This window comes from Devosia sp. MC1541, from assembly GCF_012847305.1.
In the GTDB taxonomy this organism is placed as follows: domain Bacteria; phylum Pseudomonadota; class Alphaproteobacteria; order Rhizobiales; family Devosiaceae; genus Devosia.
In genome coordinates this window covers 289,505-307,739 of the sequence record NZ_JABBDZ010000001.1, presented here as the reverse complement: position 1 = coordinate 307,739, position 18,235 = coordinate 289,505, and the positions used below count along the sequence as shown (strand labels likewise).

Annotated in this window: 19 protein-coding genes and 2 pseudogenes; 8 read left to right on the top strand and 13 right to left on the bottom strand. The window is 57.4% G+C overall.

Features of this window, described 5'->3' with window-relative positions; all coding sequences use genetic code 11:
* From HKD40_RS01425 to HKD40_RS17650, 3 genes and pseudogenes are all read right to left on the bottom strand, one after another.
* Nucleotides 1–189, bottom strand: a pseudogene (locus tag HKD40_RS01425) (carbohydrate ABC transporter permease); the annotation flags it as partial.
* A 39-nt stretch (nt 190–228) separates the two neighbouring features.
* Nucleotides 229–931: pseudogene (locus HKD40_RS01420) on the bottom strand (integrase core domain-containing protein); the annotation flags it as partial.
* Entirely contained in the window at nt 870–1,079 is a 210-nt protein-coding gene (locus HKD40_RS17650) for a helix-turn-helix domain-containing protein (protein WP_349236502.1), read from the bottom strand. The pseudogene HKD40_RS01420 and the gene HKD40_RS17650, both read right to left, overlap by 62 nt.
* Between HKD40_RS17650 and HKD40_RS01415 the strand changes: the two genes are divergently transcribed.
* Together HKD40_RS01415 and HKD40_RS01410 are read left to right on the top strand one after the other, a co-directional pair.
* Entirely contained in the window at nt 978–1,460 is a 483-nt protein-coding gene (locus HKD40_RS01415) for a TOBE domain-containing protein (RefSeq protein ID WP_349236491.1), read from the top strand. The two genes, HKD40_RS17650 and HKD40_RS01415, sit on opposite strands and share 102 nt — an antisense overlap.
* A 94-nt stretch (nt 1,461–1,554) precedes the next feature.
* On the top strand, nt 1,555–2,283 hold the full coding sequence (locus tag HKD40_RS01410) for an SDR family NAD(P)-dependent oxidoreductase (protein ID WP_169193932.1): 729 nt from the start codon (nt 1,555–1,557) through the stop codon (nt 2,281–2,283).
* Here HKD40_RS01410 and HKD40_RS01405 read toward each other — a convergent pair.
* The 3 genes from HKD40_RS01405 to HKD40_RS01395 are packed head-to-tail and all read right to left on the bottom strand — an operon-like array spanning nt 2,273 to nt 3,931.
* Nucleotides 2,273–2,689, bottom strand: a complete 417-nt coding sequence (locus HKD40_RS01405; protein WP_169193931.1) for a DUF2177 family protein — start codon at nt 2,687–2,689, stop codon at nt 2,273–2,275. The two genes, HKD40_RS01410 and HKD40_RS01405, sit on opposite strands and share 11 nt — an antisense overlap.
* A gap of 10 nt (nt 2,690–2,699) precedes the next feature.
* A complete protein-coding gene (locus HKD40_RS01400) occupies nt 2,700–3,353 on the bottom strand; it encodes a ChrR family anti-sigma-E factor (protein ID WP_169193930.1) in 654 nt (217 codons plus the stop codon).
* Nucleotides 3,350–3,931 carry a sigma-70 family RNA polymerase sigma factor gene (locus tag HKD40_RS01395; protein ID WP_349236778.1) on the bottom strand — a complete coding sequence of 194 codons (582 nt, stop codon included), beginning with the start codon at nt 3,929–3,931 and terminating at the stop codon, nt 3,350–3,352. Before HKD40_RS01395 ends, HKD40_RS01400 begins: the two co-directional genes overlap by 4 nt.
* A gap of 243 nt (nt 3,932–4,174) precedes the next feature.
* On the opposite strand from HKD40_RS01395, the gene HKD40_RS01390 reads away from it, so the two are divergent.
* Nucleotides 4,175–5,518 (top strand): FAD-dependent oxidoreductase, encoded by a 1,344-nt coding sequence (locus HKD40_RS01390; protein WP_169193928.1) that lies wholly within the window; start codon nt 4,175–4,177, stop codon nt 5,516–5,518.
* Nucleotides 5,515–6,270: a DUF1365 domain-containing protein gene (locus tag HKD40_RS01385; RefSeq protein WP_169193927.1), complete on the top strand. Its 756-nt coding sequence runs from the start codon at nt 5,515–5,517 to the stop codon at nt 6,268–6,270. The genes HKD40_RS01390 and HKD40_RS01385 overlap by 4 nt, the downstream gene beginning before the upstream one ends.
* On the opposite strand, the gene glp is transcribed toward HKD40_RS01385, so the two are convergent.
* From glp to HKD40_RS01350, 7 genes are all read right to left on the bottom strand, one after another.
* Nucleotides 6,267–7,460, bottom strand: coding sequence for a gephyrin-like molybdotransferase Glp (gene glp, locus HKD40_RS01380; protein ID WP_169193926.1), 1,194 nt, complete (start codon nt 7,458–7,460; stop codon nt 6,267–6,269). The genes HKD40_RS01385 and glp overlap by 4 nt on opposite strands.
* Complete coding sequence (gene moaC, locus HKD40_RS01375) at nt 7,457–7,936, bottom strand: cyclic pyranopterin monophosphate synthase MoaC (protein WP_169193925.1); 480 nt, start codon at nt 7,934–7,936, stop codon at nt 7,457–7,459. The genes glp and moaC overlap by 4 nt, the downstream gene beginning before the upstream one ends.
* On the bottom strand, nt 7,936–8,739 hold the full coding sequence (gene trpC / locus HKD40_RS01370; RefSeq protein WP_169193924.1) for an indole-3-glycerol phosphate synthase TrpC: 804 nt from the start codon (nt 8,737–8,739) through the stop codon (nt 7,936–7,938). Before trpC ends, moaC begins: the two co-directional genes overlap by 1 nt.
* Nucleotides 8,739–9,755, bottom strand: coding sequence for an anthranilate phosphoribosyltransferase (gene trpD / locus HKD40_RS01365; RefSeq protein WP_182395684.1), 1,017 nt, complete (start codon nt 9,753–9,755; stop codon nt 8,739–8,741). Before trpD ends, trpC begins: the two co-directional genes overlap by 1 nt.
* Complete coding sequence (locus tag HKD40_RS01360) at nt 9,755–10,354, bottom strand: aminodeoxychorismate/anthranilate synthase component II (RefSeq protein WP_169193922.1); 600 nt, start codon at nt 10,352–10,354, stop codon at nt 9,755–9,757. The genes trpD and HKD40_RS01360 overlap by 1 nt, the downstream gene beginning before the upstream one ends.
* A gap of 144 nt (nt 10,355–10,498) precedes the next feature.
* Nucleotides 10,499–12,007, bottom strand: a complete 1,509-nt coding sequence (trpE, locus tag HKD40_RS01355; protein ID WP_169193921.1) for an anthranilate synthase component I — start codon at nt 12,005–12,007, stop codon at nt 10,499–10,501.
* Nucleotides 12,008–12,037: 30 nt separating this feature from the next.
* On the bottom strand, nt 12,038–13,912 hold the full coding sequence (locus HKD40_RS01350; RefSeq protein WP_169193920.1) for a peptidylprolyl isomerase: 1,875 nt from the start codon (nt 13,910–13,912) through the stop codon (nt 12,038–12,040).
* A 123-nt stretch (nt 13,913–14,035) separates the two neighbouring features.
* Here HKD40_RS01350 and tpiA point away from each other — a divergent pair, with 123 nt between their 5' ends.
* From tpiA to HKD40_RS01330, 4 genes are all read left to right on the top strand, one after another.
* Nucleotides 14,036–14,788 (top strand): triose-phosphate isomerase, encoded by a 753-nt coding sequence (gene tpiA / locus HKD40_RS01345; RefSeq protein ID WP_169193919.1) that lies wholly within the window; start codon nt 14,036–14,038, stop codon nt 14,786–14,788.
* A 141-nt stretch (nt 14,789–14,929) separates the two neighbouring features.
* On the top strand, nt 14,930–15,349 hold the full coding sequence (gene secG, locus HKD40_RS01340) for a preprotein translocase subunit SecG (protein ID WP_169193918.1): 420 nt from the start codon (nt 14,930–14,932) through the stop codon (nt 15,347–15,349).
* Nucleotides 15,350–15,462: 113 nt separating this feature from the next.
* Nucleotides 15,463–17,091, top strand: a complete 1,629-nt coding sequence (locus HKD40_RS01335; RefSeq protein WP_169193917.1) for a CTP synthase — start codon at nt 15,463–15,465, stop codon at nt 17,089–17,091.
* A 137-nt stretch (nt 17,092–17,228) separates the two neighbouring features.
* Nucleotides 17,229–18,125, top strand: a complete 897-nt coding sequence (locus HKD40_RS01330) for a hypothetical protein (RefSeq protein WP_169193916.1) — start codon at nt 17,229–17,231, stop codon at nt 18,123–18,125.
* Nucleotides 18,126–18,235 lie beyond the last annotated feature (110 nt).

Genomic DNA, 18,235 nt, shown 5'->3' with positions numbered 1-18,235 from the left:
TTAGCCCTTAACGGCTCCGCCTGTGAGCCCTGAGATAACGTAGCGTTGGGCCGCGAGGAAGAAGATGATGGCGGGCAGAATAGAGAGGGATAGATAGGCCAGAACGCGTGGCCAGTCGGTTCCGTATTGTCCCTGATACTGCATGATGCCCAAGGGCCAAGTGTATTTGGCCTCTGAGTTCAACATGATTGTAAGGTGCAGGTACTGTCGGGTCAGCTCTGGGTGGGATTATAGCTTTTCGCGAAGCGGTTCGTAAGGTGTCTTGCTATTGAACGCGCCATGTGGCCTGGCGAAGTTATAAAAGCGCTCCCATTCATCTAGTTTGGCTTCTAGGTCGACGTCGCCCTTGTAGTCGAGCAGTTGGTAGAACTCCTGCTGATCGCATCGATGCGAACGCTCGACTTTGCCATTCAGCTGCGGCGTGCCGCGCTTGATATAGGCGTGGCGAATGCCGTGGTCCTCGACATGCCAGTGGAACTTCGCCTGGATTTCATGACCATTGTCGGTTCTGATCTCGCGGATGCGCAATGGGAAAGTCTTGATGATGTGGTCGGCAAAGTCGATTGCGTTGGCCTGGGTGTGCTTTTCATAGATCTTGAGCGCCCGTACGCGGGTTGCGTCATCGATGGCGGCAAATTGGAAGCGGCGGAATTTCTCTCCCTTTTCTCCTTTAAATGTCAGGAACTTGACGTCCATCTGGATATGGTGACCAGGTACCTGCTTGTTGTACCACTTGGTGTGTACCTTCCGTAAACGGGTACCTCGTGGAAGGCGGTTTACGCCGTTGCGCTTGAGTATCCGTGAGACCGTTGCGACTGAAATTTTGATGCCATCGTAGCGCGCCAGATACCAGACGATCCGAATGGGACCTAGGTGGTACTGGCTTCGAAGATGAAGCACCTTCTCCTTGATCTCGATCGGCGTCCGATTGGCGTGCCATTTCGGAAGCGGGGGCGGTTTACCAAACCTGAACCACCATGCTTTCGGTAGGCTGCTTGCCAGCGTTCGAAGCTGCTGCGGCCAATACCAAAATAACGACAGGTCTTGGAAACATCACCAGCCTGGTCCGCATGTTGAATAATGCGAAGCTTGCGCGCGATCTCGCGCTGATCCTTGTTCATGACCACCTCCTTGTCCCAAAATTGGGAGCTTATCGGAGATATTCCGCGAGTACCGGCATATTTACAGGAAAAGCAGTGCTTGGGCAAAAGGTAACAATTGGCATACGGCCCGAGCATTTCTGCGCGGTCGAGGAGAGTAGCGAACGCCTGACGGCAACTGCGCAGGTGGTCGAGCAGCTCGGCGGCGTTTCCTATGTTTATGCCGTCGGCAGTGACGGAGAGACGAAGCTGACCATTCAACAAAAGGGTCACGCACGGATTACCAATGGTGCGCACATAGATGTTGGCATAGAGGCTGGGGCCGCATTGGCTTTTGACACTGACGGGGCGCGATTGTGAGGTTGTAGCGCTAAGACCGCCGATAATATTGGCCGCCTAAGCATCCATCCTTGAGCCAGCTGCGTAGTGTCTCTGACACAGGAGATATTACGCGATGGCGAACATCCAAAAAGTTTGGATTATTGGTGGCAGTAGCGGGATCGGTGCAGCGCTTGCGCAGGCCTATGCCGACGATGGGGCCGAGGTTACCATCAGTGGGCGCAATGCCGAGGCGCTAGAGAAAGTGGTCGCTATTCTCGGGCCGCGGCATAGTTTTGCGGTTGCCGATGTGGTTGATCCGCAATCGCTTGAAGACGCGGCTAGGGCACATGGCCCATTCGACTGCATCATCACCACGGCGGCGATCTATGATCCTGGTCCAGTGCTGGCAGCCGACCAGAAAAAAGCTGAAGACATTATCGTCGCCAATCTGACCGGAACCTACAATGTTGCGCGTGTTGGCGCGAAGAACCTCAAGCCCGGCGGGCAGTTGGCGCTCTTTGGTTCGGCTGCAGCAATTTTTGGATTGCCCAATGGGCAGGTCTATTCAGCGACGAAGGCTGGGATCGTCAATCTGGCGCAGAGCCTGCGCGTTGAGCTGGAGCCCAATGTCGATGTGCGGTTGATTACGCCGGGCTTTGTTCGGACCCGTCTGACCGATCAGAATAACTTTGAGATGCCGTTTATTTTGGAGCCCGAAGCTGCGGCACAGCGGATCTTGAAGGGGCTCAAGGGTAAGCACTTTGAGATCGCTTTCCCGCGTCGGCTGATCTGGCCTTTGCGGGTTCTGGCATGGCTGCCAAAACCCATTTCGTTTGCCTTGACTAAGCGGCTCAAACAGTGAGCCGCGCGGCGAAGTAACCTGCAACGGCGGCGCCACCAGTGATTGCGCCGCCCCAAATCAGGTCGACAACGGTTACCTTCCAAGACCAATCTTTCAGTGTCGCCAGATTGGTGAAGTCGTATGTGCCATAGGCAATCAGACCCAGCGCAACGCCTGCGACCAAAGCCCAAACCCAAGAATTGGCGTTGAGGGCCGGCAAAATGGCGAAGCCGACAATCCCGATCACATAGAAGAGATAGAACACCACTGCTGCGGTCATGTTCGGCTTGTCGAGCAGGAGGTGGCCGATCTCGCTACGGTAAAAACCGATAGCGAGGAAGCCGAGCCAGATAAAATCAACCGCGAAGAATAACGCAGCCGCGCCGAAATAGGCCGCTAACAGCGTGCCGATAGAGAAACCAGCCATTTTGCACTCCTTAGATGCCGAGGTACGGTTGCATAAAGCGAACCAGTCGCGAGCTAAATTTGAGCGGTGCGTCAGTAACCGCTAGGCAGATACAGTCCATGTCCGTGCCAGCGATGGGCTGGTGCGTGAGGGAGCCGTCTGCTTCTTCAAGATCGCCGGGGCCGAAACGATCCACTTCATCGTGAAAACTGCCCTGGAGAACGAGTGTAAGCTCGCGCCCGCCATGGCTGTGTTCAGGGACAGGCTTGCCCGCAGGGATGCGGAGCAGGCGAACCATGGTTTCCCCATCATTGATGGGCAAAATGACCTGATGCGCATTGCCGACGCGCTTCCACTTGATCTGATCGAAACGCCCAACATAGTCGCGGAGAGGCTGCGGGATTTCGCCAACAGTAACCTGTTCGTCACGTACCGGTTTGGCAGCTCGTGGTGCGGGTTCGACTTCCAAGCGTTCGGCAAAGCTTTCCCATGCGTCAGCAGGACCGGCGACGGGCGCGATCTCGGCCAAAAGCGCGCCAGCAGTGGCTTCGATGATGTCGAGGCGCTGGCGGCACTCTGGGCACATGGCCAAGTGTGTGGCGATTGCCAATGACCAACCCTCGGCCAGATTGCCGGATGCGTAATCGAGCAGTAGCGCTTCGCTTGTGTGGTGATGAAGGCTCATTTCAGGTCCTCCAATGCCGTGCGAAGGCGCCCGAAGGCGAGGCGAATGCGGGATTTTACGGTGCCGATCGGCAAGCTCAATTGCTTGGCAATGGTGCTGTGCGACGCTTCTTCGAAAAACGAGAGCTTGATCAGGTCGATCTGTTCCTGTGGTAGAGTTTGCATGGCCTTTTGAACTGCGTCTTGTCGTTGCCTCTGAACTAAGATGTCCGTCGGCTCCGGTTCCGGGTCGGCCATGAGGGCAGGGTCATTCAGGTCGAATTCAGGACGCTTCTGGCGGCGCCAGGCGTCGATATAGGTGTTGCGCGCGATGGCGAAAATCCATGCAGCAGCGGACCCGCGCATGGGGTCAAACTGCTCGGCTTTGCGCCATATGGCGAGCATGACCTCTTGCACCAAATCCTCGGCCGCCTGGACGTCCCGCGTATGCTTGATGAGATAGGCACGAATGCGAGGCGAATAGAGAGTGAATATCTTACGTAAGGCCGCCACGTCGCGGCTTTCGGCGACCGCTACCAGGCAACTGGTAACCAGCTCGTTCTCTGTCGCATCGCTCGTTTTCGGGATATTACTCGTCACGCGGCCACGCCCATTTGCAGCGCGTAACATGTTGTTACGGCTAGGTGGAAAAGCAGCACTCTCGCACGGTCCCGTATCGGGGTAAATCGCAAGTGTCATGCCTCAATTACGGCATCACATAAAACTTGGATCACTCGCCGCTCAGGAAAAAATGGCGGCAGCGAGAAAGCTCTGCGTCACCTTTGATGATCCAATCGCGTTGTATCTGCGTAGTGCTGATGACACTTCAAGGGACCTCTATATATGTATCACGAACCTGCACCGTTCTCTGGCGCTCAACCGCTCCGTCAAAGGATCGCTGTTGTGGGGAGTGGTATCTCCGGATTGTCGGCCGCCTGGCTCCTGAGCAAAACCAACGACGTCGTCTTGTATGAAGCGGCAGACCGTTTGGGTGGGCACTCCAACACCATTGACGTGCCAGGCACCGGGCCGGTGGACACAGGGTTCATCGTCTATAACAACAAGAATTACCCCAATCTCGAAGCCATGTTCGATCACCTTGGCGTTGCTAGTGAGCGGACGGTTATGTCGTTTGCGGCTTCGCTGGATAATGGCGAGTTTGAATATTGCGGCGAGGGGCTCAATGGCATGTTGGGTCAGCGCCGGAACATGTTCCGCAAGCGCTTCTGGCAATTGTTCCGCGATATTCTGCGTTTCTATCGCGAAGCGCCGCGCGATCTCTCGCGCAGTGAAATTCGCGGACTGACCGTGGACGAATATCTGCGACGCCAAAACTATTCGGACTCGTTCGTTGACGGTCACCTGTTGCCGATGGCGGCGGCGATCTGGTCCTCCAGCGCTGAAGACATACGCTCTTACCCGCTGCTGGCCTTCGTGCGTTTCTTTGAAAGCCACGGCCTGCTGACGTTGTTGCAGCGCCCCGATTGGCGCACGGTGACAGGCGGGAGCCGTAATTACGTGCAAACTCTTGCACGTGAATTTGCTGGCGAAATCCGGCTCAATACGCCAGTCGCCAAGGTGGTTCGTGACGGGCGTGGGGTGACCGTTATTGACGGGTCTGGGCACTCTGATCGTTTCGATAAGATTTTGATCGCCAGCCATGCGGATCAGGCTCTCGCAATGCTCGATGCGCCAGATGGTAGTGAGCAGGCTTTGCTCGGTGCGTTCCGCTACACCCACAATTTGGCTGTCGTCCATAAGGACAAAAGCTTTATGCCGCGCCGCCGTAATATCTGGTGCTGCTGGAATTATGTCGGCGAAAATGACGGCCACACCGAAAGCCTTTGCGTTACCTATTGGATGAACGCGCTGCAGAATTTCAAGGGTGACGATATTTTTGTGACCCTCAATCCGGCGCGCGAAGCGCAGGGGGAAATCGCCCGTTTCGATTACACCCATCCCTTGTTCGATTCCGCTGCTATTCACGCGCAGGAAAACCTCTGGCGCATTCAGGGCCTGCAGAACACGTTCTACGCAGGCGCGCATTTCGGCCGTGGCTTCCATGAAGATGGTTTACAGTCGGGCCTTGCGGCGGCGGAAGCCATGGGGTCGCTGCCACGGCCTTGGTCGGTCAAGAACCAGTCTGGCCGGATTACGCTGGCACCGGCGGAAGCTCTGGTGGCATGACGCAAATCGTCAATTCGGCGATCTATGTTGGGGAGGTGGTGCATCAGCGCCATCGCCCCAAGAAACACGCGCTGAAATACCGTGTTTTCTCTCTGCTCATCGATCTCGACGAGCTGCCATTGCTCAATACGCTCAAGCACTTTGGGCATAATCGGCGGGCTCTGTTCTCGTTTCTCGATGCGGACCATGGAGATGGTGGCAGTCTTCGGGACTGGGCAGAAGGGCGGCTGACGGAGGCAGGGTTTGCCAAGCCGAGCCGGATTCGCGTTCTATGCTATCCGCGCATTTTGGGTTACGTGTTTAATCCGCTGACCGTCTGGTATTGCGACGATGAAAATGGCGCGCCGATAGCCACCATTTATGAGGTCCATAATACATTTAAAGAGCGGCACACCTATGTGTTGGGCGCTAACGATATCGAACAGAGCGCCGAGAAGGGTTTTTACGTTTCGCCCTTCATCGATATGGATTGCGTCTATAATTTCCGTCTGGTTTTGCCGGGCGAGCGGGTGATGGTGGCCATCAACGAGACGCAAAATCGGGAACCACTGCTTTACGCGGCTTTCACCGGAACACGGCAGGATTTCTCCGATAAAGTTCTGAAGTCGCTATTCTTTTCGCACCCATTGATGACGCTCAAAGTTACGGGTGGGATCTATGTGGAGGCGCTAAAGTTGCTCTCCAAGGGGATCAAAATTCGTTGGCACACGGGACGGAAAAAGCCCGCAGCGGCGAGCCAGCGTATCTCTTAAATCGGCAGGGCGCGGACCAGCGCGCCTTCCGCTTGGCCAGGGTCGTGCTCGGGCTGAATGATCAGCATATCGGCTTGAGAGAGCGCCGATGTATGGCCGCTGTCGGTCTGGGAAATTGGTAACAATTTCGGACCCATAGCGGTGTGGATGAGCTTGGCGCGCATAAAATGGCGGCGGGCTGTGTTCGGTGGCGTTGGTGCCGCCAATGGTAACGTCCTGGCTTCGGCCTGAGCCTGTCCAAGCCAATGACGAAGCGCTGGCACGATGAACACGAGCGCGGTGACCATGGCCGAAACCGGATTGCCCGGAAGGCCGAAGACGAGTGTTCTGCCGCGTGTACCGAACATCAGCGGCTTGCCGGGACGCATGTTGATGCGCCAGAAATCCAGTTCGACACCGAGGTCTTTGAGCGCGCCTTGAACGAGGTCGTGTTCGCCGACCGAGGCACCACCGGTGGTGATGACAATGTCGGGTTCACTGGCAAAAACAACAGCAAGACGGTTACGCAACACATCGTCATCATCCGGGATGATGCCGAAATCGTCGACGCTCGAGGCGTAAGGCGTGAGCAGAGCGCTCAGGCCAAACGAGTTCGACGCGACGATCTGATCAGGGCCGAGTGGATTGCCGGGAAGAACGAGTTCGTCGCCGGTGGCGACCAGAGCGATCTTGGGTCGTTGGGCGAGGGTGAGCGTGGCGCAATTGGCGGCGGCCGCGACTGCGATCTGCATGGGCGTCAGCTGGGTTCCGGCTTCCAGCAACACTTGTCCGGTGTGAAAATCGTTCCCCTTGGGGCGAACGCTGTGGCCAAAGCGGGCAGGGGCGGTGAAGCGGACGAAATCCCCTTCGCGCACTGCTTCTTCCTGCATGATGACTGTATCGGCGCCGGGTGGAACGGGCGCGCCGGTGAAAATGCGCACGGCTTCGCCCGCGCCAACTGTACCCGAAAACCCCGCGCCCGCTTGCGACATGCCGATGACGCGCAACAAGGCGGTTTCGGTAACATCCGCAGCACGCATGGCGTAGCCGTCCATGGCGCTGGCGTCAAAAGGAGGCTGGTCATGCAGGGCCATAACTGGGCCCGCGAGCACACGACCAAGAGCGTCCTGTAAGGCGACTGTTTCCGATTGGACCGCAGGAACGCGGGCCAAAATAGCGGTTAGGGCGTCGTCGACAGGGAGAAGGCTCATGGTGTGCGCTGATAATCGCCGGATTTGCCGCCGGATTTTTCCACCAAGCAGAGGTCTGAGATGACCATAGCGCGGTCGATACCCTTTGCCATGTCGTAAAGGGTCAATGCTGTGGTCGACGCGGCGACCAAAGCTTCCATTTCGACGCCGGTCTGGCCCGTGGTCTCGGCGGTGACGCGGATGAGAATAGAGGTGTCGCTATCGCCCTCGATCTCGACGCTAACCTTGGTTAGCGGGATCGGGTGACAGAGAGGGATGACGTCGGCGGTCTTTTTCGCGGCCATGATGCCAGCCACGCGCGCAACGGCGAGGGCGTCGCCCTTTTTAAGGCCGCCACCGAGTATGGTCGTGATGGTGCTGGCTTCGCCATTGAGCCGCGCCTGTGCGACGGCACGGCGGCGTGTAACCGCTTTGTCACCAATGTCGACGATGTGGGCCTCGCCCTTGGCATTCAGGTGGGTAAGGCCCTTGGTCATCAAGCTGCGCTGCCGGTAAGAAGGGTGCGGGTTGCAGCGACGACGTCGGACTGACGCATAAGGCTCTCGCCCACGAGGAAGGTGGTAACGCCACAAGTCTGGTCGAGCATTTTGATGTGCTCGTGATTGACGATGCCGCTCTCGCTGACGAGGAGCACATCATCGGGGACGCCGGTGGCGAGTTTGACGGTGGTATCGAGGGTCGTCTCGAAAGTGCGCAGATTGCGGTTGTTGACGCCGATGAACTTGCCGTCCAGCGCCAGAGCGCGGTCGAGTTCGAGCTGGTCATGCACTTCGATCAGCGCGTCCATGCCCCACTCATTGGCGCTATCGAGAAGATAGCGCGCCGTGTCGTCGCCAACCGCCGCGAGAATGATGAGAATGCAGTCCGCGCCCCAAGCGCGGGCTTCGGCGACCTGATAGGTTTCAAAGAGGAAGTCTTTGCGCAGGGCCGGCAGATTTGTAGCGCCGCGCGCTTCAATCAAAAACTCTGGCTTGCCTTGAAAGCTCGGGCCGTCGGTGAGGACGGACAAACAGGCCGCGCCAGCGGCTTCGTAATCCCGGGCGTGTTGCGCTGGGTTGAAGTCGGGGCGAATGAGGCCCTTGGAGGGGCTCGCCTTTTTGACTTCTGCGATCAGGCCGTATTCGCCGGCGCGACGCTTGGCTTTGAGCGCATTGAGGAAGCCGCGAGGCTTGGGCTGATCGTGCGCTTGGGCCACGACCTCGTTCCAAGGACGAGCCGCTTTGGCGGCTTCAATTTCCTGGCGCTTATAATGCTCGATCTGCTTGAGAATATCAGTCATCACGCTCGTCCGTTCGATACCGCCACGAGGCGGGCGAGGGTTTGTTTTGCGTTCCCGCTGTCGATGGCATGTGCGGCCATTGCAGCGCCTTGTTCTAGGTCTTCGGCCTTGTCGGCCACAATCATCGCCGCAGCGACGTTGAGGAGGACGATGTCACGATATGCGCCGGGTGCACCGTCCAGCAAAGCGTGGATGGCCTGAGCGTTCTCTTCAGGAGTTCCTCCCAGAATCTCCTCCAGCGGATACTGCTTGAGCCCCGCTTGCTCAGGATAGACCTCAAAGCTGCGCAGGTCGCCATTGGCAATTTGGCCTACAAAACTCTTGCCGGTGATGGTGAGTTCGTCCAGCCCATCCGAGCCATAAACGACCCATGCCTTGGTGGCGCGATTGGCGAGAAGGGCTTGCGCGACCGGCTCGACCCATTCTTCAGCGAAGACGCCGAGAACGTAACGGCGCACATTGGCTGGGTTCGACTGTGGGCCCAAAAGGTTGAACATGGTGCGAACACCGAGTTCAGTGCGGGCCGGGCCAACGTGTTTCATCGATTGATGGTGATTGGGCGCAAACATGAAGCCGATCCCGGCTTCGGTGATGCAGCGGGTAATTTCGGCAGGTGCCAGATCGAGCTTGATTCCGAGGGCTTCAAGCGCTTGCGAGGAGCCGGATTTGGACGACAACGCGCGATTGCCATGCTTGGCGACAGGAACGCCGAGCGCAGCAGTGACGATGGCGGAAGCTGTCGAGATATTGAGGGTGCCGTGACCATCGCCGCCTGTGCCGACAATGTCGACGGCGTCTTCAGGGGCTTCGACTGGGATCATCTTTTCGCGAAGGATCGAGACCGCAGCGGCGATTTCGCCAGAGGTCTCGCCCTTGATGCGCATGCCCATGAGGAATGCGCCAGTCTGGGCGGCTGTCGCTTCGCCGGACATGATGATGCGCATCACTGAGCGCATTTCTTCGCCGGTGAGATCCTTACCGGAAGCGATTTTGCCGAGAGCTTGCTTGATATCCATCACGCAGCCTTTCGGGCGTTGAAATCACGGGCAAGGTTCAGGAAGTTTTGCAGCATGGCGTGGCCATTTTCGCTGGCGATGCTTTCCGGGTGGAACTGCACGCCGTGAATGGGCAGTGACTTGTGCTGCATGCCCATGATCAGGCCATCATCGGTGGTGGCGGTGACTTCAAGCTCATCAGGCAGCGTGTCGGCCTTGACGATGAGCGAGTGATAGCGCGTGGCGTCAAACCCAGCATTGAGGCCACGGAAAAGCCCCTTGCCGGTGTGATTGATCTTGCTAGTCTTGCCATGGAACAGGGTTGGGGCGCGGACAACATCGCCGCCGAGAGCCTGGCCAATGGCCTGATGGCCGAGGCAGACGCCGAGCATGGGGATTTCACCCTTGAAGCGCTCGATAACGTCGAGGCAGACGCCGGCTTCGGTGGGTGTGCAGGGGCCGGGCGAGAGCACGATGGCCTCGGGGGTCATTTCGGCGATCTCATCGAGCGTGATCTTGTCGTTGCGCTTGACGGTGATGTCAGCGCCGAGCTCGGCGAGATAGTGGACGAGGTTGTAGGTGAAGCTGTCGTAGTTATCGATAACGAGGGTCTTGGTCATTGCACTCAAGTCCTGAGGGTGTCTGAAAACGAAAACACCGGGCTCTCTCGCCAAAGCGAAACGCCCTGTTTCAGCACCAGCCTCGCCATCGAAAATCCATGTCAGACCTATCTCTTGCGTCTACAACCACGGAATGAGCCAGCATTATTGGCCCACTCTCGGTTCGCCTGCATATCGTAGCGCTTCTTCAGCAGCGCTGAAAAGGGCTCTTGCCTTATTCTGGCATTCTAGTTGTTCAAGTTCGGGCTTGCTGTCGGCAACAATGCCCGCGCCAGACTGAACGTAAAGCTTGCCGTCCTTCACGATGCCGGTGCGCAGGACGATACAGGTGTCCATTGTGCCATCGGCGCCGAAGTAGCCGACGCAACCGCCGTAAATGCCACGACGGGACTGTTCCAGCTCGTCGATGATTTCCATCGCACGGACCTTTGGCGCGCCAGATACCGTGCCAGCCGGGAAGCCAGCAGAGAGCGCATCAACGAAGTCGTTGACGGGGTCGAGTTCACCCACAACGTTGGAAACGATGTGCATGACGTGGGAATAATATTCGAGGAAGAACTTGTCCGTGACTTTTACCGTGCCCGGCTTGGCGACACGACCAACGTCGTTGCGGCCCAGATCGAGCAGCATGAGGTGCTCGGACAATTCCTTTGGATCGGAGAGCAGTTCTTCCGCCAATTCCTGATCGCGGATCGGCGTCGCGCCACGCTTACGCGTGCCTGCGATTGGACGAATGGTGACTTCGCCATCCTGCACGCGCACCAGAATTTCGGGGCTGGAGCCAGCGACTGCAAAACCACCGAAATCGAGGAAATACATATAGGGGCTTGGATTGGTTCGGCGCAGCGCCCGATAGAGCGCGGTCGGGGGCAGGGTGAACTCAGCCGAGAATCGCTGGCTGAGGACGACCTGGAAAATATCGCCAGCCGTGATGTAGTCCTTGGCCTTGGCGACCATGCCGAAGAATTCTTCCTCGGTGGTGTTGCTGGTGACCTCAATCGACTCAAGGTCAGCGACGGCGGGCGTGGCGGGGAGAGCGCGTGACAGGCGCGCTATTGCATCATCGATACGATCTTCGGCCGCTGCAAGCGCCTGCGCCGCCGAGACGCCGTCTTTCACATAGACGGGTGCGGTGAGGTAAAGTTCATCCTTGAGCGTGTCGAAAATCGCCAGCAGGGATGGGCGCATCAGCACGGCTTCAGGGGTGCCGAGCTCATCGGGATTGCTATTGGGCAGGCGCTCCATATAGCGCACCATTTCATAGCCCAAATAGCCGAAGACGCCTGCCGATTGGGGCGGCAACTGGCTCGGCATGTCGATGGCGCTTTCGGCCACGAGATCACGCAGAGCATCGAGCGGAAGCGCGTCGACAGGCACGAAGGCGTCGGGATCGGTTTGGGCGGAGCGATTGATCGAGGCGGTGCCGTTTTCGACCTTGAGCAGCAGATCTGGCTGAAGACCGATGATCGAATACCGACCACGCTTGGTGCCGTCCTGAACACTTTCCAAAAGGAAGGTGTGGGTGCGGTCGGCTGCCAGCTTCAGATAGGTGCCGATCGGCGTCTCAAGGTCTGCCACGATGCGACGCCAGACGATGCCAGACTTTCCTGCGTCGTATTGGGCGCTGAATGTCTGATCAAAGTCGGGCGTCATTTTGTAGTTTCCGAGAGTTGAAAGGAACCGTTACTGGCCGAAGTTCTGGGTGATGATGTTGGTCATCGCCTGTTCGTTCACACGAACGCCAGCGTCATCACGTACGGCGCTGATAAAGTCACCGAAGAGATCGTTCTGGACTTCAGCGTTGAGATTATCAACGATTTCCGCCTGCAGAGGTTCTGCTGGTGTGGACCTGTCCATCACTTCGAAGACGATGAATTCGCCGTTCTGATTGATGACCGTACCGCGGTGCTCAGCGCCGCCAGCGAAGACGGCAGCGGCTGTGACCTGATCAATCGTGCCATCTTCCGAGCCAAAGCGCGTGAAGGGGGAGCTGATCTGCGGGAAGGTCGAAAGGCTCATCGCGATGTCGGAGAGTGTTTCGCCGGCGTCGAGACGCGCGACGATGTCTTCGCCAAGCGCAGTCATTGCCGCTTCAACGCGTTCCTGCGTGATGGCTGCAGTGATTTCTTCGCGCACTTCCTCAAACGTTTCGTCGCGGACCGGTGCGATGTTGAGCAGGTCGAACCAAACGTGGGCGTTGCCAGTGACCGGGATAGCTGGGGTCAGCTTGTCCATCTGAGCGGCAAAGATCGCCTGCGAAACGCGGTTGCGGTCGTCGTTTGCAAGGTTCGGCAAGACGGAGAGCTCAGCACCCGATGCGGTGAGATCAACTTCATAAACCGGCAGGTTGAAGCGTTCGGCAATTTGGTCGAGTGGCTGGAAGGCTGCACGCAGTTCTTCAACCTGATCGAGGATTTCGTTGACTTCGGTACGGGCCTTGGCCTGAGCCAGGCGGGTCTTGATCTGCTCGCTTGCTTCTTCCAGCGTTGGGCGGGCTTCAGCAATGATTTCTGATGCGAAGACGGCGCGTTCGCCACCAATGCCTGGGATGATCGCAAACTCACCCGCGTTGAGAGCGAAAGCCGCGTCGCCAAGGCGAGCGTCGTTGATGGCGCTGCGTGGCAGGGTGCCGAGAGTGGTTGGGGTTACACCCGCCTGGGCAACGAGGTCTTCAAACGTCGCGCCGCTGGCAAGGCCCTCTGCAAAGGCGGTCTGCAGTTCAGGAGTGTTGAGAACCAGCTGCTGAATAGTCCGCTGCTCTGGGGTCGTCAGGTTCGCGCTGGTCGCTTCGTACTCGGCCGCAATGTCAGCTTCCGGCACGTCGATCGTCGCGGCGAGCGCCGGAATCGACAGGTCGAACAAACGAACCTTACGGGTTTCGATGGTGCGGTATTCGTTCTGATGCTCGGCGAGATAAGCCTTCAGCTCTTCCTCGGTCGGCTCAGCTGGCGTTTCGATATTTGCATCGGTGAGCGCAAAGTAGTCGATAGCGCGGGTGGTGTTGGCGTAGCTGTTGATGAGGTCAGCGGCCACACTCGGCAGTTTGGTGTGGACAAACATAGCCTGGGTTAGTTGCTCGCGCTGCGCCATGCTCGTCGCGGAGTCAAAATATTCGGCTTCCGTCATGCCAGAGTTTTGCAACACGGCGCGGAAAACCTGCGGATCAAAATTGCCCAAGGTGCCGAAGAAGGATGGATCTTCACGCAGAAGCTGCGCGAGCTTGGCTTCAGTGACGCCCAGACCAAAGCTGTTAGAAAGAGAATCAATCGCAGCTTCGTTTGCCAGACGCATCAGCACCGAAGAAGGTACGCCCATTGCGCTTGCCTGACTGGTCGTCGGCATAGTGCCCATGGTCGGTGTCAGCTGGTTCAGCTGCTGCTGATAAGTGCGGAAAAAGTCTTTGCCGCTGATCTCTTCATCGCCCACTCGGCCTACGGTATTGCTACCAAGATCGAGGATAACATTGTTGATCCCGAAACCTGCGACGCCCACGAGCAAAAACGCGCCCATGATCTTACCAGGCCAAGATTTTGCAAAACCGCGCAAACCATCGAGCATTTCGTACGTTCCAGTTCCTTGCCCAGTCCCTTACCAAACGTGTAAGGGCAGATGAGTAGAGACAATCCGACTTGCGGGGTTATGGCAAACCCCTCGTCGGCGCAAGAGGTAGGAGCACTTCAATTGACCACCATTACACCGTTGATCGCGGGAAATTGGAAGATGAACGGGCTCAAGCAGTCCCTCTCAGAGATTAGTGAACTCGCACAATTATTGACAACAGGCGAGGCTCCACGCGCTTTGGTATGCATTTGCCCGCCCGCAACTTTGTTGCATGCAGTGGCGGAGCAGGGCGCTTCTAGTGGCATTTTGGCCGGTGGACAGGATTGTCACACGGCAAATGCTGGCGCGCACACGGGCGATATTTCAGTTTCGATGTTGGCTGACGCTGGTGCCCAATATGTGATCGTGGGCCATTCTGAGCGCCGTGCCGACCACGGCGAAAGCGATGACATGGTCCGCGCCAAGGCAGAAGCTGCAATTGGTGCAGGTTTGAAGCCGATCGTATGTGTTGGTGAAAGCGAAGCACAGCGCGATGCTGGGCAAGCCGTGAGCGTTGTCGCTGCACAGTTGGCAGCGTCACTGCCGGATGCGGCCGGGCAGCACAGTGTTGTGGTGGCTTATGAGCCAATCTGGGCGATTGGAACGGGTCGCACTCCGAACTCGGCTGACATCGCAGAAATTCACGACGCTATCCGTGCGCAGCTGGTTGATCGCTTTGGTGAGACCGGCGCGACGATCCAGATTCTTTACGGTGGATCGCTGAAACCGCAGAACGCTCGCGAGATTTTGGCCATTGAAAATGTCAATGGTGGGCTCGTCGGGGGCGCAAGCCTCTTGGCAAAAGACTTCTATACTATTATCTCGGCGGTATAGATCAGGCGAAGCGCCACTCGGTTCCGTTGAAAATTCACGGACCGGCTGGCATTTGCCGTTCGACGGGTGTAAGAGCCCGACATCCTTTTCAACCTGAGCAGTGCCTTGGCATGCTCAGAATGACGCGAAGACAGAAGTTCAATGGCCAACGTCCTGCTAGTCGCCTATCTGCTGATCGTGCTGGCGCTGATCGTCGTTATCTTGATCCAGCGCTCAGAGGGCGGTGCCCTTGGTATTGGCGGTAGCAACTCCGGTGGGGGTCTCGTATCCGCGCGCGGATCGGCAAACCTGCTGACCCGCACGACCGCTATTCTGGCAACCCTGTTTTTTGTTTCTGCAATCGGCCTGACCATTCTGGCAGAGCTGGATCGCGGCACCTCAAGCATTCTCGATAATGCTGTCACCAACTCCGATGGCTCCCAGCCTTCGACCGTTCTTGACGCATTGAATGCTCTGCAAGGTGATCTTCCTGTTCCTGCGGCTCCGGCGCAGTCGGCCACAGACCTACCGGTCCCAGTGGCTCCGGCTGAAGCTCCGGCAGCACCTGCAACAGGTAACTGATCTGCCGAAAGGCTAGTTTGAACAAGGGGATGGAAACATCCCCTTGTTTCTTTTGTGTAGTGCACGAAAACGTGCTCTGCGAATCGTCAATATTATGCTTATGGTGATCGCCCATGGCTCGGTACGTTTTTATCACCGGAGGCGTGGTTTCCTCCCTTGGCAAAGGTCTCGCTTCAGCAGCACTCGGTGCTGTTCTGCAAGCACGCGGATATAAGGTCCGCTTGCGTAAGCTTGACCCCTATCTCAACATTGATCCCGGCACGATGTCGCCGACACAACACGGCGAAGTGTTTGTCACCGACGACGGCGCGGAGACCGATCTCGATCTCGGTCACTACGAACGCTTCACTGGCCGCGCGGCCAATAAGCGTGACAACATCACGTCAGGTCGAATTTATTCGGACCTGCTGAGCAAAGAACGCCGGGGCGAGTTCCTGGGCGCGACTGTTCAGGTGATCCCGCACGTTACGGACTCGATCAAGAATTTCGTTCTCGAAGGCAACGAAGACTTCGACTTCGTTCTGGTCGAAATCGGTGGCACTGTCGGTGACATTGAAGGCTTGCCCTTCTTTGAAGCGATCCGTCAGCTCGGCAATGATTTGCCGCGCGGTCACACCTGCTATCTGCATCTGACCCTGATGCCGTACATTCCGTCCGCAGGTGAACTCAAGACCAAGCCGACGCAGCACTCCGTCAAGGAACTGCGCTCGATTGGTATTGCGCCAGACGTTCTGCTGGTCCGTTGCGATCGTCCGATCCCAGAAGGCGAAAAGAAGAAGCTGTCGCTGTTCTGTAACGTGCGTGAAAGCGCCGTTATTCAGGGCCTCGATGTCGCCTCGATCTACGACGTTCCAATGGCCTATCACAACGAAGGTCTCGACCGCGAAGTGCTGGCCGCTCTGGGCATCTCCGATGCGCCAGAACCTGATCTAACGGCCTGGAACGAAGTCTCCAAGCGCTTCCACAATCCAGAAGGTGAAGTGAACATTGCCATCGTTGGCAAGTACACCGGCCTCAAGGATGCCTATAAGTCGCTCTCGGAAGCCCTGATCCATGGCGGTATCGCCAACAAGGTGAAGGTCAACCTGCAGTGGATCGACTCGGAAGTCTTCGAGCGTGATGATCCATCGCCATATCTCGAGCATGTTCACGGCATTATGGTGCCGGGCGGTTTCGGCGAACGTGGCGCGGCTGGCAAGATTGAAGCTGCACGCTTTGCGCGCACCAAGGATGTTCCGTACTTCGGTATCTGCTTTGGGATGCAAATGGCTTGCGTTGAAGCTGCGCGGAACACCGCTGGCATCAAGAACGCTTCGTCGACCGAATTCGGTCCGACCAAGGAACCTGTCGTCGGCATGATGACGGAATGGGTCCAGGGCAATGAGAAAGCCACCCGCGAGGAAAATGGCGATCTCGGCGGCACACTGCGTCTCGGCGCTTACCCAGCTCAGTTGGTTCGTGGCTCGCGCGTTGCGGACATTTATGGCACCACTCGCATTACCGAGCGCCATCGTCACCGCTACGAAGTGAACATGGACTACCGCAAGCTTCTGGAAAAGAACGGCCTGCTGTTCTCCGGCGTATCGCCAGATGGCACGCTACCGGAAATCGTTGAGCGCACGGATCACCCGTGGTTCATCGGCGTGCAGTTCCACCCAGAACTCAAGTCCAAGCCATTTGAGCCGCATCCGCTGTTCACCAGCTTTATCGCTGCGGCAATGGACCAGAGCCGTCTCGTTTAAGACGAAACGCACACTCCAAATTTTAAACGTCGGGCTTCTCACGAAGTCCGGCGTTTTTGTTTTGATCCAGTGACTTGTGGCTTTTCTCGCAACGTTTCGAGGCCTAAACTCGTCGTGCAATTCTTATTGGACGCGTCATGACCCACCCGCGCTTTATTCAGGCTCTCAACCTCGGCACCATTACCAAGCTTCCAGACTGGTCTGCGGGGCCGAAGGGGAGTGCCGCCGAGATCGCGCAAGTGCTGCTGGGGGCGGGGTACACAGGCGTGCAGGGGAGCGATGATCCTGCCTATGGCAAAGCTGGATTGATTACCTATGGATCGAGCCGTGTGGCAGCGCCTGGCGAGGCGTTGGAGGTGCTGCAGCGCCAAGTGGATGCTGGGCACGAGCAGACGACGTTGCATGTCGGTACTGGCTTTGAAACGAATGAACAAGCCTATGCGCTGATCGAGGATATTCTGAGCGCCAGCCAGAAGCTCAAGCACGCTGCGCACATTGAAACCCATCGCGCGACGATTACACAGGATATTTTCCGCACCCTTGGATGGGTCGAAAAATTCCCCGAAATGACGATCAACGCGGATCTCTCGCATTATTACACTGGGCTTGAGATGCAATATGGCTCGATCCCGGAAAAGCTCGAGATCATGAAGCCAATCTTTCGGCGCGTGCGCTTTGTGCATGGGCGGATCGGATCAAGTGGCTGCATCCAAGTGCCGATTGGTGTGGGGCTGCGCGACGAGCCGCATGTCACCCGCTTTGGCTGGATGTGGCAGTATTGCTTTGCGGGATTCTTGGAAACAGAGGCGGCGGGTGCCGCTATTCCGTTTGCGCCTGAAATCCTGCCCGAAACGGTCGACACGCCGGACGGACCGCTGCACATCGAGTATGCGTTCCCCAATTTGGGCGCCGATGGAACGCTCCGTGAGCTAGGCGACCGTTGGGATCAGGGATTTAGGCTAACCGATATTGCCAAAGCCGCGTTTGGGCGGGCTGTGGGGCAGGGGTATCGGCTCGATACCGCCTCGCTTTAAAACTCAATGCGGCGCCTCCACGGTGCGGACAGCGCGTGGAGGCTGCAAAGTGCGGCGGGTTGTGGCATAGTTTTGGTCCACCCTGTTTCGCTCCCTAATGTATTTTGGAG